The organism is Carnimonas bestiolae (genome assembly GCF_051251145.1).
GTDB lineage: Bacteria > Pseudomonadota > Gammaproteobacteria > Pseudomonadales > Halomonadaceae > Carnimonas > Carnimonas bestiolae.
Window position 1 is genome coordinate 34,661 of sequence record NZ_JBPCZK010000014.1, and the last position, 14,462, is coordinate 49,122.

12 protein-coding genes are annotated in these 14,462 nt (G+C 59.7%); all 12 read left to right on the top strand.

The window, feature by feature from the left end:
• Positions 1 to 34: 34 nt before the first annotated feature.
• The 12 genes from R84865_RS12860 (at position 35) to R84865_RS12915 (ending at position 14,144) form a co-directional block, all read left to right on the top strand.
• Positions 35 to 160 (top strand): hypothetical protein, encoded by a 126-nt coding sequence (locus R84865_RS12860; protein WP_435639882.1) that lies wholly within the window; start codon positions 35 to 37, stop codon positions 158 to 160.
• A 56-nt stretch (positions 161 to 216) separates the two neighbouring features.
• Positions 217 to 1,755: an NAD(P)H-hydrate dehydratase gene (locus R84865_RS12865; protein WP_435633060.1), complete on the top strand. Its 1,539-nt coding sequence runs from the start codon at positions 217 to 219 to the stop codon at positions 1,753 to 1,755.
• A gap of 8 nt (positions 1,756 to 1,763) precedes the next feature.
• On the top strand, positions 1,764 to 2,276 hold the full coding sequence (tsaE, locus tag R84865_RS12870) for a tRNA (adenosine(37)-N6)-threonylcarbamoyltransferase complex ATPase subunit type 1 TsaE (protein WP_435633059.1): 513 nt from the start codon (positions 1,764 to 1,766) through the stop codon (positions 2,274 to 2,276).
• Positions 2,277 to 2,293: 17 nt separating this feature from the next.
• The gene (locus tag R84865_RS12875) at positions 2,294 to 3,775 is read left to right on the top strand and encodes an N-acetylmuramoyl-L-alanine amidase (protein WP_435639883.1); all 1,482 of its coding nucleotides are present in this window, start codon (positions 2,294 to 2,296) and stop codon (positions 3,773 to 3,775) included.
• Positions 3,775 to 5,772 (top strand): DNA mismatch repair endonuclease MutL, encoded by a 1,998-nt coding sequence (gene mutL / locus R84865_RS12880; protein WP_435639884.1) that lies wholly within the window; start codon positions 3,775 to 3,777, stop codon positions 5,770 to 5,772. Before R84865_RS12875 ends, mutL begins: the two co-directional genes overlap by 1 nt.
• A gap of 105 nt (positions 5,773 to 5,877) precedes the next feature.
• On the top strand, positions 5,878 to 6,831 hold the full coding sequence (gene miaA, locus R84865_RS12885) for a tRNA (adenosine(37)-N6)-dimethylallyltransferase MiaA (RefSeq protein WP_435639885.1): 954 nt from the start codon (positions 5,878 to 5,880) through the stop codon (positions 6,829 to 6,831).
• A gap of 300 nt (positions 6,832 to 7,131) precedes the next feature.
• Entirely contained in the window at positions 7,132 to 7,377 is a 246-nt protein-coding gene (gene hfq / locus R84865_RS12890; RefSeq protein WP_435633055.1) for an RNA chaperone Hfq, read from the top strand.
• A 15-nt stretch (positions 7,378 to 7,392) separates the two neighbouring features.
• Positions 7,393 to 8,700 carry a ribosome rescue GTPase HflX gene (gene hflX / locus R84865_RS12895; RefSeq protein ID WP_435639886.1) on the top strand — a complete coding sequence of 436 codons (1,308 nt, stop codon included), beginning with the start codon at positions 7,393 to 7,395 and terminating at the stop codon, positions 8,698 to 8,700.
• Positions 8,701 to 8,965: 265 nt separating this feature from the next.
• Positions 8,966 to 10,381: a protease modulator HflK gene (hflK, locus tag R84865_RS12900; protein ID WP_435639887.1), complete on the top strand. Its 1,416-nt coding sequence runs from the start codon at positions 8,966 to 8,968 to the stop codon at positions 10,379 to 10,381.
• Positions 10,381 to 11,265, top strand: coding sequence for a protease modulator HflC (gene hflC / locus R84865_RS12905; protein ID WP_435633052.1), 885 nt, complete (start codon positions 10,381 to 10,383; stop codon positions 11,263 to 11,265). The genes hflK and hflC overlap by 1 nt, the downstream gene beginning before the upstream one ends.
• Positions 11,266 to 11,497: 232 nt before the next feature.
• Positions 11,498 to 12,679, top strand: a complete 1,182-nt coding sequence (locus R84865_RS12910) for an ATP phosphoribosyltransferase regulatory subunit (protein ID WP_435633051.1) — start codon at positions 11,498 to 11,500, stop codon at positions 12,677 to 12,679.
• A gap of 169 nt (positions 12,680 to 12,848) precedes the next feature.
• The gene (locus tag R84865_RS12915) at positions 12,849 to 14,144 is read left to right on the top strand and encodes an adenylosuccinate synthase (RefSeq protein ID WP_435636741.1); all 1,296 of its coding nucleotides are present in this window, start codon (positions 12,849 to 12,851) and stop codon (positions 14,142 to 14,144) included.
• The last annotated feature ends 318 nt before the right edge of the window (positions 14,145 to 14,462 follow it).

Below are 14,462 nucleotides of genomic sequence, written 5' to 3' on the forward strand. Positions count from 1 at the left end.
GATAACGCGTGAGAGAGCAGCAGGATGCCGCGCCATGTCGAAACCAAGGCACATGGCGACCACTGCACCGGACAAAGTAGTCGTTATTATGCCTGAAGCGTTAATTGAGCGCGAAAGTCGTCAGTTGCTTCCCGTACAGCGGCTGGCACACTATCGTTAATGCAAAGCATGCGGCCGGATAGGCTGCATTGCTCTTCGCTGTTATCGGGAGTTTTCATGAGCCAACCTCGTCATACTCGTCGCGCTGAGCCAACCCCGGTGTTGGCGCAGCTTTATAGCGCGGCACACACCCGCGAGCTCGATCGGCTGGCCATGCAAGGTGGTTTGCCGGGGTTCGAGCTGATGCGCCGCGCAGGCGAGTCCGCCTTCACGCTGCTGCGCAAGCGCTGGCCCAGCGCCCACCGTATTCTGGTGCTATGTGGCGCGGGCAATAATGCGGGCGATGGTTATGTGGTGGCGGCGCTGGCGCGACGCAGCGGCCTGGCCGCAGAAGTGCTGGCGCTCAAGGACCCCGAAACGCTGACCGAGCAAGCGGCCCAGGCCTACCAGATGGCTCTGGAGGAGGGGGTGCCGATCTATTGGGCCGATACGGTACTGACCGACACCGGCGACATCGATCTGATTGTCGATGGTCTATTGGGCACTGGCACCAAAGGCGCACCGCGCGGGCGTTATCACGAAGTCATCGACTGGGTGAATGAGCATCCTGCGCCGGTGTTGGCGCTCGATTTGCCCAGCGGCGTCGATGCCGACACCGGCCATGTTGAGCAGGCCATCGAGGCGTCGGTGACGCTGAGCTTTATTGGCCGCAAGCTGGGCCTTTATACCGGTAACGCCGCTGATGTATGTGGTGAGCGCGTGTTCGATGATCTCGGTATCGAGGCTGAAGTATTCGAGCAGGTCGCGGCTCAAGCGCTTCTGCTGGATCACGATCTGCTGCCCGCCATGCTGCCGCCGCGCCTGCCCAGTAGCCATAAGGGGCATACCGGTCACCTGCTGGTGGTGGGTGGTCAAGCCGGCTTCGGCGGCTCCTGTATCATGGTGAGCGAGGCCGCGGCGCGGGTGGGTGCCGGGCTGGTGAGTCTGGCAACGGATGCGCTGCATCTGGCCCCCGCATTAGCGCGCTGTCCGGTGTTGATGGTGCGCGCTGTCGCACAGGGTGGCGATCTCACTGATTTGCTTCAGGGGGCTCGTGCCATCGCGGTGGGGCCGGGGTTGGGGCGCAGCGAATGGGGGCAGTCGCTGCTGGCGGCAGTGCTTGAAAGCGGGCAGGCGACGGTGGTGGATGCAGATGCGCTGCATTTGCTGCACGCGCACTATCCTGATCTTAAGCGTGACAATTGGATTCTTACGCCGCATCCGGGCGAGGCAGCGGCTATGCTGGGGATCAGCGCGGCCGAAGTGCAGGCGGATCGGTTAGCGGCCGCGCAAGCGCTGTGGCAGCAGCGCGGCGGTGTGATTGTGCTCAAGGGCAACGGCACGCTGATCGTTGATGGCAGCGGCTGTGCCCATACCGCGCTGTGCCCCTTCGGTAATCCGGGGATGGCCAGTGGCGGTATGGGCGATGTGCTGACGGGCATTATTGCGGGGCTGCTGGTTCAGGGCCTGGCGCCTGCTGATGCTGCCCGTACCGGCGTTCTTGTGCATGCCATGGCGGCCGACAGCGCTGCCGAAAAATACGGTGAACGTGGCCTCATGGCGTCAGATCTGGCATCCTTTGCGCATCGTATTGTCAACCCGTCGCTTCAAGGCTAGCCGTTCGCATGTCATCAGGTTCTTCTCCGCTTAGCTGTGGCGTAGCGTCGCTCGAGCGCACGCTGCGTGATGAAGACGCGCAAATTGCGTTTGGCCGCGCGTTGGGCGCGGCGCTTGATTTCAGCGGCTGCGTGTTTCTTGAAGGTGAACTGGGAGCAGGCAAAACCACGCTAACACGAGGCGTGCTTAGGGCCGCAGGATACCAGGGGGCAGTCAAGAGCCCTACCTACACCTTGTTGGAACCTTATAACATCGCTGATCGGCACATTTACCATTTCGATCTCTATCGTCTTTCAGACCCGGAAGAGCTCGAATTTATTGGTGCCCGTGATGTATTCAAGGAGGCTGGCCTCTACTTGGTCGAATGGCCTTCACGCGGAGAAGGCGGCTTGCCGGCTCCTGATCTGCGTATTTGCATAGATGTGCTCGAGAGCGGCCGTAAAGCGCGTGTTACCGCCCACAGCGAAGCGGGAGCGCGCGCACTGGCGACGCTCGATCGAACAGTTTCGGAGGCAGAGTGAGTTTACCCCTGGTGTTTATGTCTAAGTCACGTTGGTGGCTTGCCTGTCTGCTGATGATGGGCTGCTTATTGCTGCAAGCGTTCAGTAGTGCGCAGGCAATGCAATTATCCGGAATCCGCACCTGGAGCCACGATGGCACCACGCGTGCGGTATTCGACGTTGATGGCGACGTTGATTACCAGGTGTTCACGCTGAAGGATCCGGCGCGACTGGTGCTCGATTTCAAAAATACCACCACCACGCCTGATATCGCTGACAGTGCCAAGCAAGAGGCGCTGTTCAAGAACATCCGCTGGGCAACGCGCAATGGCAACGATCTGCGCGTGGTCATCGATCTGGCGCACCCGGTCGCCTATAGCCAGTTCCCGCTGGGCGCGGCGCCGGGCAAGCAGGGCAGTCGCGTGGTGGTCGATATGCAGGCCGGCGATAGCGGTGAAAACGGCGATCCTGAAGCGCAGCCGAAACAGGTGGCCAAGCAGGGTGCGGCGGGCGACCCCATTGCTGACATCATCAAGCAGCAGCAGGCCAACGCCGAGCGCCAGTCGCAGGCGCCGCCCGAATCGCCCAACGTAGCCGTGGCGGTAAGTCCCAAGGCCAACCAGGGGCGCGGTCGCGATATCGTGGTGATTATCGATCCGGGCCATGGCGGTAAGGATCCCGGCACTCATGGCCCCGGCGGAACGCTCGAGAAAACCGTGGTGCTGCAAATTGGCAAACGCGTGAAGTCGCTGTTTGACAACGCGCGCGGCTTCGTGGCGCGCATGACCCGTGACGACGACACCTTCGTACCGCTGCGCGGACGTACTGAAATTGCGCGTAAGGATCACGCCGACTTCTTCGTCTCGGTGCACGCTGATGCTGCAGGCTCGAGCTCGGCGCGCGGCTCTTCGGTCTATGCGCTGTCGCAGCACGGTGCCACCTCCGAAACAGCGCGCTGGCTGGCACAGAAAGAGAATAACTCTGACCTGATCGGCGGCGTTGAGGGTGATCTCGACCTGAGCGACAAGGACGAAATGCTGCGCGGTGTGCTGCTTGATCTGAGTATGACCGCCACCATCAATGCGTCGTTGAGCGCGGGTCGTCAGTTGATCGACCATCTTGGTCGCTTCAATCGACTGCACACTGGTCGTGTCGATCAGGCAGGTTTCGTGGTACTCAAATCGCCTGATATTCCTTCGCTGCTGGTCGAAACAGGCTACCTGTCGAACCCGACAGAGGAACGTCTGCTGAAGTCGCCGTCGCACCAGCAGCAAATTGCTCAGGCAATCTTCGCCGGCGTGACTTCCTACTTCCGCCAGCATCCACCGCCCGGCACCTATCTGGCCAATCAGCAGGGTGCCAAGGTGGGCAGCAACCAGTACCGCGTGCGCCCTGGCGATTCCCTCAGCCTGATTGCTCAGCGTCAGGGGGTATCGATCGAGGCGCTGAAAAAAGCCAATAATCTCGCCCTGGATGTCGTGCAAACAGGGCAGGTGTTGACCATTCCCAAGGGCCAATGATGAGCGCAGAAGATGCTGCCAACGGCGATGCGCGGCGGCGTATTCAGATATTGCCGCCGCGGCTGGCTAACCAGATTGCCGCAGGAGAAGTCGTCGAACGCCCGTCATCTGTGCTTAAGGAACTGGTCGAAAATGCCGTCGATGCCGGCGCTCGCCGTATCGATATCGATATCGAAAGCGGCGGCGCCAAGCTGATTCAGGTGCGCGACAACGGTTCTGGCATCGATCAGGACGACCTGCCGCTGGCGCTGTCACGGCATGCCACCAGCAAAATTGCCTCGCTCGACGAGTTGGAAGGTGTTGCTAGCCTCGGCTTTCGCGGCGAGGCGCTGGCGTCGATCAGTTCGGTGTCGCGTCTTGAGCTGTTTTCCAACGTTAACGACGATCCCACCCAAGGCTGGCGCGTTGTCGCGGAAGGCCGTGACATGGCCTCTCGGGTCTCTCCTGCGCCGCATCCACAGGGCACCACGCTGGCGGTGCGCGATCTGTTTTTCAACACGCCCGCGCGGCGCAAGTTCTTGCGCACCGAAAAGACCGAATTCGGGCATCTGGAAGAAGCCTTCCGCCGACTAGCGCTGTCGCGCTATGAAATTGGCTGGACGCTGCGTCACAACCAGAAGGGAATTCATCATCTCAAGCCTGCCCACTCGATGGCCGAGCGTCGGGCGCGGGTGGGGGCGCTGCTGGGCGCGCAACTGCTCGAAAAATCGCTGGAAGTCGACGTTAACGCCACCGGCCTTCGCCTGTGGGGCTGGGTAGGGCTGCCAACGCACACGCGCGCCCAGGCTGATCAACAGTATTTCTTCGTCAATGGCAGGGTAGTGCGTGATCGTCTGGTCGCGCATGCGGTGCGCCAGGCATACCGTGATGTGCTGTTTCACGGCCGCCAGCCGATCTTCGTGCTCTATCTTGAGCTCGATCCGCATGTGGTCGACGTTAACGTGCATCCGACCAAGCACGAAGTAAGATTTCGCGATGGCCGCCTGGTGCACGATTTTCTGTTCTCAAGCTTGCATCACGCTTTGTCCGATACGCGGGCCGGTGCGCCGCATGCGGCAGATTCTGAAGGCAGCGCACCAAGCGAATCAGTCGATCCTGCTACCGGTGAGGTGCTGAGCCATGCGCAACAGTCCGCCACTGCGCCGGAAGCACAGTGGCATCAGCAGCGCATGTCGCTCAATCAGCAGCGTGCCAGCTATGACGCAGGTAATGGGGCTGGCGAGCGCAACGCGCCAGCGCCGTCGGGAGATCGCGTCCGCGCCTTCCTTGATGGCTATCGCGCTCTCCACCCGCAGCAGCGCGAAGATGCGCTGTTGGGCGCACACGAGTCTGATAGCATCACCCGCAGTGCTGACACCACCCGCGTTAGCAGCGACAGTTTCGCGGAAGACGATACCCAGGCCCCGCCGCTGGGCTATGCAGTGGCTCAACTGCACGGCGTCTATATCTTGTCGCAGACCAGCGCCGGGATGGTGATTGTCGATATGCACGCGGCGCATGAGCGGATCAACTACGAGCGTCTTAAACGCCAGTTCGATAATGGCAAAATCGAGGCGCAACCGCTGTTGGTGCCGGTGTCCATCGCAGTGTCTGAAGCCGAAGCCGAATTGGCCGAGCAGGAGAGCGAAAGCTTCTCGCGGCTGGGAGTTGAGCTCAGCATCGCTGGCCCGGAAACGCTGCTGGTGCGGCAAATTCCAGTGGCGCTGATGCGCCCGAAAGGGCAGGAGAATGTCGAGCCGCTGGTGCGGGAAATGCTCCACGAGCTTCAGCGCTTTGGTCGCAGCGATGCGTTGCGCGGGAGAATTGATGAAATTCTCTCGACCATGGCGTGCCACGGCAGCATTCGCGCCAACCGACGCATGACCATCGAAGAGATGAATGCGCTGCTGCGCGATATGGAAGTGACTGAGCGCAGCGGGCAGTGTAACCATGGTCGCCCGACCTGGACCGAGCTAAGCATGAAAGATCTCGATCGGTTGTTCCTGCGCGGCCAATAGTGCCGGTGCCGCGCTGGCGACGGCGCAACACCGGCGAGCGGCACTCTACCTGCCTACGGAGCTGGTGACTGCTTCCGTCAATCTGCCTATTACGCAACCACGCACATGCCTAACCAACCCAGCAATGCCGCCTTTCCTCCCGCGATCTTCCTGATGGGGCCGACCGCCTCGGGCAAAACCGATGCGGCCATCGCACTGCATGAATCGCTCGGATGTGAGCTGATCAGTGTTGATTCCGCGATGGTCTATCGCGGCATGGATATTGGCACCGCCAAACCCAGCGCTAGCGAGCTCGCGCGCGCGCCGCACCGTTTGATTGATATTCGCGACCCTGGCGAGCCCTATTCGGCAGCCGATTTCCGCGAAGACGCGCTGGCCGCGATGGGCGAGATTAGCGCGCGCGGCAAGATACCGCTGCTGGTCGGTGGCACCATGCTGTATTTCAAAACGCTGCTGCAGGGTAACGATAACCTGCCCGCCAGCGACCCAGCGCTGCGCGCTGAGCTTGAGCAGGAGCTGGCCGCGCACGGCCCGGCAGCGCTGCATCAACAGCTTGAACGCATCGATCCTGAAGCCGCCCAGCGTATCCATCCCAACGATCCCCAGCGGCTGCTGCGGGCGCTGGAGGTGTATCGCCAGACCGGTCGCTCGCTTACTGAACATTGGCGCGAGCAGCAGCGCCAGCCGCTCCCTTATTCGATTGTGCAGATTGCCTTGGAACCCGCCGAGCGCACCGAGCTGCATCGCCGCATCGAGCAGCGCTTCGACGCCATGCTAAAAACAGGTTTCGTCGATGAGGTACAAGCGCTTTATCAGCGCGGTGATCTGTTGCCTTCACTGCCATCGATCAAAAGCGTGGGCTACCGGCAGGTGTGGCGCTACTTAAGCGGCGAGTGCGATTGGGACAGCATGCGCGAGCAGGGCATTATCGCCACGCGCCAGTTAGCCAAACGGCAGCTTACCTGGCTGCGCAGCTGGCCCAGCGTGGAGCGCATTCAAGTACCTGATGCTGAGCTTGAGCAGCGGCTGTTGAAAATTGTACGAAACGTCTCCAGTTAGCGTACACTGAAGAACCGGTTTGGTGAGATTCTGCCAATGTTGATACTTCATTGGCAGCGCGCATGCTCAACGGCTGCGCGGTGTTGCCAGCGGCATTCACAAGAAACCTTTATATGCCGCTGCTGTCGAATCTTGCTCCGGGCCAAATGGGGCGCAGCGAAGGTCGCTGTGAGGGTCCAGACCCGTGTGCTGGTGTCGATATCAATCGCCTTTCACTTGCGGCTTCCGGCCAGCGATCCCGATTCGGTATCGGCTTATAAGACCCCAACGTTGCAGCATTTATATTTTTGGAGAGCGCTCATGTCCAAAGGACAGTCACTACAAGATCCTTACCTTAATATTCTCCGCAAGGAGCGTATTCCCGTTTCCATCTTCCTGGTCAATGGTATCAAGCTTCAGGGGCAGATCGAGTCCTTCGACCAGTTTGTTGTGCTGCTACGCAACACAGTTAGCCAAATGGTGTACAAACACGCAATTTCGACCGTTGTGCCGTCGCGCAATGTGCGTCTGCCTGCCCCTGATGCAGCGGCCGGTCAGGAAGACTGATGGGAGAGGCGCTGATTGTTCTTTGAACGCCCCAATTCCGGCGAAACGGCCATTCTGGTACATATCGGTTTCCAGGATGGTCGTGAGTCCGAAGATCCTAGAGAATTACTTGAGCTCGCGCGTTCTGCGGGGGCTGATCCTGCCGCCCTGATCGAAGGCAGCCGTCGCTATCCCGATGCGCGGCTGTTTGTTGGTGAGGGCAAGCTTGATGAAGTGCGCCACGCATTGAAGGAGCACAAGGCTGAGCTGGTTATCTTCAACCACGCGCTCAAACCCTCTCAAGAGCGTAACATCGAACGAGAGCTCGAATGCCGAGTGCTCGATCGTACCGGCCTGATCCTCGATATCTTCGCCCAGCGTGCGCGTACTCATGAAGGTAAGCTGCAGGTCGAACTGGCGCAGCTCGAATACATGTCCACGCGTCTGGTGCGTGGCTGGACCCACCTTGAGCGTCAGAAGGGCGGCATCGGGCTGCGCGGCCCGGGTGAAACCCAGCTCGAGACCGACCGTCGTTTGCTGCGTGCCCGTATTCGTCAGATCAACAAACGCCTCGAGAAGGTGCGCACCCAGCGCGAGCAAAATCGCCGTGCTCGCTCGCGCGCCGATATCGCCTCCACCTCGCTGGTAGGCTATACCAACGCCGGTAAGTCGACGCTGTTCAATGCGCTGACCGAAGCGCAGGTGTACGCCGCCGACCAGCTCTTCGCCACCCTCGATCCTACCCTGCGTCGCCTCGAGGTTTCCGACGTTGGCACAGTGGTCATGGCCGACACGGTAGGCTTTATTCGCCATCTTCCGCACAAGCTGGTGCAGGCGTTCAAGGCAACGCTCGAAGAAGCCTCCGAAGCTGATCTACTGGTGCATGTGATCGATGCGGCGGACCCCGAGCGCGAGCAAAATATCGAGCAGGTCAACTCGGTACTTACCGAAATCGGTGCCGACGAAGTGCCTCGACTGCTGGTCATGAACAAGATTGACCTGCTGGGCTCGCAACCTCGGCTTGAGCGCGATAGCGACGGCAAACCGTTGGCGGTGTGGCTGTCGGCGCAGCAGCAGAGTGGTTTCGATCTGCTCGATCAGGCGCTGGGCGAGCTGCTTGGTGAGGATGTCATCGAGCTATCGCTTGAGCTTGCCCCGCAGAAGGGGTGGCTGCGTGCGCAGTTGCATGAGCTGGGCGCGGTACGTCAGGAAGGATTCGATGAGAACGGCAACACGCGTCTCGATATACGCCTGCCGCAGCACGACTTCCTGCGATTGCTGGCGCGTGCGCAGGAAAATCCCCGCGACTATCTTCCCAGCGAAGCCTTCGAAAGCGAACTCTAAGCTTTTCCTTCCTTAACAAGGCATTAACGTCAGTCACAAGGTTGCAGATTGTAGCGATTGAGCTGACGTTAGCGCTTTTTTTTCTGTTATTGTATTCCGCTGACAAATGCGGTTTTGCTAATTGAAGCAGGCCGCAGAGCAACCTGCGTGAGCACTGTCAGACGTATGCCATTAAGGCTTACACTACCAGCATGGTGCCTGACCGTTCGCGGCTTGGTTAGGGCGCAACTCAGCGCTGATTGATGAAGTCCTGGAGAATCTTTGTATGGCGTGGAACGAGCCAGGTAATGGCGGCGATAACAAAGGCCGTAATCCCTGGGGAAGCGGGGAAGGATCAGACGGTCGAGACAAAGACAGTCAGCGTCCTCCATCGCCCTGGGGAGACAACGGTGATCGCAGCAAGAAAAAGAGCGGTCAATCGGTAGATGTCGACGAAGCGCTGAAGAAGCTGCAGGACGGCATTTCCGGATTTTTCAAAAAGGGTAAAAGCGGCAAGGGCGGCGGCCCCGAGCAGGGCGGCGGCAGCTCTACGCCGCGTAATCCGCTGTTGCTGCCCGCTGGGCTGGTGGGCGTTGCGCTACTGGTATGGGCGGGCTCCGGCTTTTATCTGGTCGATCAATCCGAACGCGCCGTGGTGCTGCGGTTGGGCCAATATCACGCGACCGTTGAGCCTGGCCTGCACTGGCACGCACCGTTAATCGACAAGCTCGACAAGGTGAATGTTTCGGCGGTGCGCTCCTTCGATCAGCAGTCCTCCATGCTGACCGCCGACACCAACATCGTGAAGGTCAATATCTCGGTGCAGTACCAGGTCGATAAGCCGCGTGATTACGTGCTCAATGTGCGCGATCCTGAGGCCAGCCTGCGCGATGCGCTCGATTCAACGCTGCGTCACGTGGTGGGTGCCAGTGGCATGCAGAACGTACTGACCAGTACAGCTGAGGTGAAGGAAGTGCAGGAGGCCTCTGAAGCCTCTTCTGCCAAGGGCAAGAGCCCTGAAAACGCCGAAGACGCACCGATTATCTCTATGACGCCGCCGGTCAAGAATTCGCTGCTGAGCGGGCGCGAACAGTTGGGGCCGATTGTCGCCGAGCGCTTGCAGCAAACCCTTGATCGCTATGGGGTTGGTTTGCGCTTGCAGGCGGTTAACCTTGAGAGTACCGCTGCTCCCGATGAAATTCAGGATGCGGTGGACGACGTCATTCGCTCCCGCGAGGACCGCCAGCGCGATATTAACCAGGCGCACGCCTACGAGAACGCGCTCAAACCGCGTACCGACGGTGAAGCTCAGCGTACCATCGAGCAGGCGTACGGCTATCGTGATGCGGTGGTGGCCGATGCCCAGGGTGAAACCCAGCGCTTCCTGTCGATGCTGGGCGGCTATCGCAGCGCGCCCGATTTGACGCGTACGCGCATCTACCTGGATACGCTCAGCGGTATTTATTCGTCCAATCCGAAAGCCTTTGTTGATGTTGACCGCGGCAATCAATCGCTGATTTATCTGCCGATCGATCAACTGCGTAAACAGCATCAGGCAGACACCGCCAGCAGCGCAGACGACAACTCAAGCAATGACAGCAATAGCGATAATGGCGATGCACGCGACAGCCAATCAAACGCTTCCTCCGGCAGCGGCTCATCAGCACGCTCGCAACGCTCGACAGAACGGGGGGCACGCTAATGGTTAACAATCGATCCCTGGTAATTATTGCGCTGCTGGCCGTACTGGCGTGGCTTGCTAGCACCAGCCTGTATGTGGTCAATGAGACCCAGCGTGCGATCAAACTGCGTTTCGGTGAAGTGGTCGAAACCGACATTGCCCCCGGGCTGCACGCCAAATGGCCGCTGATCAACACCGTGCATACCTTCGATGCGCGTGTGCAGACGCTTGAAAATGGTCAGAGTCGCTTCCTGACGGCAGGGCGTAACGCGCTAATTGTCGATTCGTTCCTCAAGTGGCGCGTGGTTGATCCCAACCGCTTCTATCAGGCCACCCGAGGCAGCACCGATCGTGCCGAGGCGCTGATTTCGCCCCGTGTTGAGCAGAGCTTGCGCAACGCCTTCGGTAGTCGCGATGTCAACACCATCATTTCTGAAGATCGCGACGATATGCTGGCCGACTCTATGGCCTCACTCGACACCGCGATGCGTGATGAAATCGGCGTCGAGATTCTCGACATCCGGCTCAAGCGCGTTGAACTGCCGGAGCAGGTCACTCAGGCGGTGTACCAACGCATGAGCACCGAGCGCCATGCCGAAGCGCGTCAGTACCGTGCTCAGGGGCAGGAGCAGAGCGAGCGTATTCGTGCTCACGCCGATCGTCAGCGTGAAATCGCGTTGGCCAACGCGCGCAAGGAAGCCGACCGACTGCGCGGTGAAGGCGATGGCGAGGCCGCCAATATTTACGCCAACGCCTATAAGCAAGAGCCGGAATTCGCGCGCTTCTATCGTTCGATGCAGGCCTATCGCAAAAGCTTCGAGGGCAACAACGATATTCTTGTCATCGGGCCGAAGTCCGACTTCTTCCGCTATCTCGAGCACCCTGCTGGCGGCGCCAGCAAGTAACGGCCACCTCCCACCTGCACAGCGGCGATTTGTCGAGCAGGTGGGATGGCACTGTCGCTATAGCGTGATAGAATCTCTAAAACCGGGCGCTGCTCCGGTTTTTTTTGTGGCTGTAGATCAGCGGTATCGCTCGCGCGGCGTGGCGATGGTCAGTGGTAATAGCCTGCAGTCAATTTGGCGAACTGCCTGCTCTTGAACGTGGGGTGGGGCTAGGTTTTTAAGGTTTTCAGAGATGACGATAGCCGATCGTTGGCTGCTTCCCGATGGCATCGATGAGGTGCTGCCTCCACAAGCGCTGCGTATGGAGACACTCCGTCGAGGCTTGCTCGATCTGTATCAGCGCTGGGGCTACGAGTTGGTGGTACCGCCCCCCGCTGAGTTTCTCGACTCACTGCTGACGGGCGTCGGCAGCGACCTCGAACTGCAAACGTTCAAACTCACCGATCAAATCAGCGGACGCATGATGGGGCTGTCGGCAGACGCCACGCCTCAGGTGGCGCGTATGGACGCCCACTCGCTGGTGCGTCCCGGCCCTTCGCGGCTGTGCTATTGCGTTAATGCGCTGCGCGCAACCGCCGACCAGTATCAGGGCGGGCGCAACCCGCTGCAGGTGGGGTTCGAGCTATTCGGCCACGCGGGGATTGAGGCCGACCTCGAGATCGTACGCTTGGCGCTTGAATCACTTTCCTACGCAGGCGCTCAGGATATCCACCTGGCATTCGGTCATATTGGCATCTATCGCGTGCTAATCGAAAAGGCTCAGTTGGACGAGATCGCTGAGCATCAGCTGTTCGAGGCCATTGAGCGCAAGTCCTACAGCGAAATCGAAGCACTGCTGGAGCAAGCCAACATCCCTGCCGCGCTGCGCGAGATTCTGCGTCGTTTGCCGCGTTTGCATGGCGGCATCGATATCCTTGACGAGGCGCGTGCGACGCTTTCCGACCTTCCTGCTGAAGTTGAGCAGCAGTTGGGGCAGCTTGAGCAGCTCGCGCACCGCATCAGCGAGGAATATCCCGATGTGTCCCTCTATCTTGATCTGACCGAGCTGCGCGGCTATGAGTATCACACAGGCGTTGTGTTTGCGGCCTATGTGCCCGGCTATGGGCAGGCGCTGGTGAAGGGCGGTCGCTACGATCATACCGGGCGTGCATTTGGGCGCTCGCGCCCTGCAACGGGCTGTTCGCTGGAGCTGAAAATGCTGGCCAGCCTCAAGGAGCAGCAGCCAACCCACGATGGCATCTGGGCGCCGGCGGTCAACGATAGTCAGCTAGCGGCACTGGTACAAAAGCTCCGCAACCAGGGCGAGCGGGTGGTAAGCGCGCTGCCGCAACAGTCCACCGGGCCTGCCGAGCACCGCTGTCGCCGTGAGCTGGTGCAGGTAGACGGTGAGTGGCAGGTGAAAGACCTGACCTAATCAGGACGCGCTGCTGGTTAAGTTGCACCAGCAGCAACGTCGCATGACATAACGTAACGAAGGTGCCGCGCACTGGCTGAACCGATATCGAGCGCGTTCGAGTATCAGTGCCGCGATGCCTGGCAGTTTCCCGATTTACCTTTTCGAAGCTATCAAGAGGCACATTTCAATGGGCAAGAATGTCGTGGTGCTCGGCACTCAGTGGGGCGATGAAGGCAAGGGCAAGGTAGTTGACCTGCTAACCAATTCCGTCGCTGCTGTGGTGCGTTATCAGGGCGGCCACAATGCTGGACACACGCTGGTGATCGATGGCAAGAAAACCATCCTGCGTTTGATTCCGTCAGGTATCCTGCATGACAACGTGAGCTGCATCATCGGTAACGGGGTAGTGCTCTCACCCGAAGCGCTGCTTAGCGAAATGAAAGAGCTTGAAGATAGCGGCGTTCCGGTACGCGAGCGGCTGCGTCTTTCGCTATCGTGCCCGCTGATCCTGCCTTACCACATTGCGCTGGACCAGGCGCGTGAGAAGGCGCGCGGTGTCGCCAAGATCGGTACCACCGGGCGCGGTATCGGTCCTGCCTATGAGGACAAGGTGGCGCGGCGCGGCCTGCGCCTCGGCGACATGCTGCATCGCGAACGCTTCGCCAGCAAACTGGGCGAAGTGCTCGACTACCACAACTTCGTGCTGACCCATTATCACAACGAGCCAGCCGTCGATTTCCAGAAAGTGCTCGATGAAGCCATGGCGATGGCGGAAGAGCTCAAGCCGATGATGTGCGACACCGTTAGTGCGGTGCATCAGCTGCGCGCCGAAGGTAAAAACATTCTGTTTGAAGGCGCTCAAGGCTCGCTGCTCGATATCGACCACGGTACCTACCCCTACGTCACCAGTTCCAATACCACTGCCGGCGGTGTTGCAACCGGGTCTGGCGTTGGTCCGCTGTACCTTGATTACGTGCTGGGTATCACCAAAGCCTACACCACCCGAGTGGGCTCAGGGCCATTTCCCACCGAGCTGTTTGATGACTTTGGTCGTCACCTCGCCGAAAAAGGCCACGAGTTCGGCTCCAACACCGGACGCGCGCGCCGCTGCGGCTGGTTCGACGCCGTTGCGCTGCGCCACTCAGTGCTGGTCAACTCGATTTCAGGGCTGTGCCTGACCAAACTCGACGTGCTCGACGGGCTCGAAAACATTCGCGTCTGCGTCGGCTACCGCTCGAAAGACGGCAACCTTCTCGATAGCCCCATCGATGCGGAAGGTTACGAAGCGGTCGAACCGGTTTACACCGACCTGCCCGGCTGGCGTGAATCCACCATCGGTGCCAAAAGCATCGATGACCTGCCCGCCAACGCCCGTGGCTATATCAACTTCCTCGAGAAGGAAGTCGGCGTACCCATCGCCATCATCTCCACCGGCCCCGACCGCTCCGAAACCATCGTACTCGAGAATTTGTTTGCCGAGTAAGGCTGGGTAAGAGTAGAGAAGAAAGGGCGCCGATAAGGCGCCCTTTTTCGTAGGAGGCTATACAGGGGGCTGATTCTGGAGCCTGGGTGGGCTTCAACGTTAGCGTCTTGATCTGCTGGCTGATTCTAGAGCCTGTGCGCTACTTCATTGTCGGTGCTTCTACCGAATGGCTGATTCGGAAGCCTGCGCAGCTCTTCACTGTCGGCGTCTTTTCAAACCTAACCTTTATTCTGAATGCGAGAGGAACCTTGTCCCTCTCGCGCTCTCCCGCTCGTGGAAGCGCCCCGAATGTGATGTCGCTGTGCACGCACAGCGCAC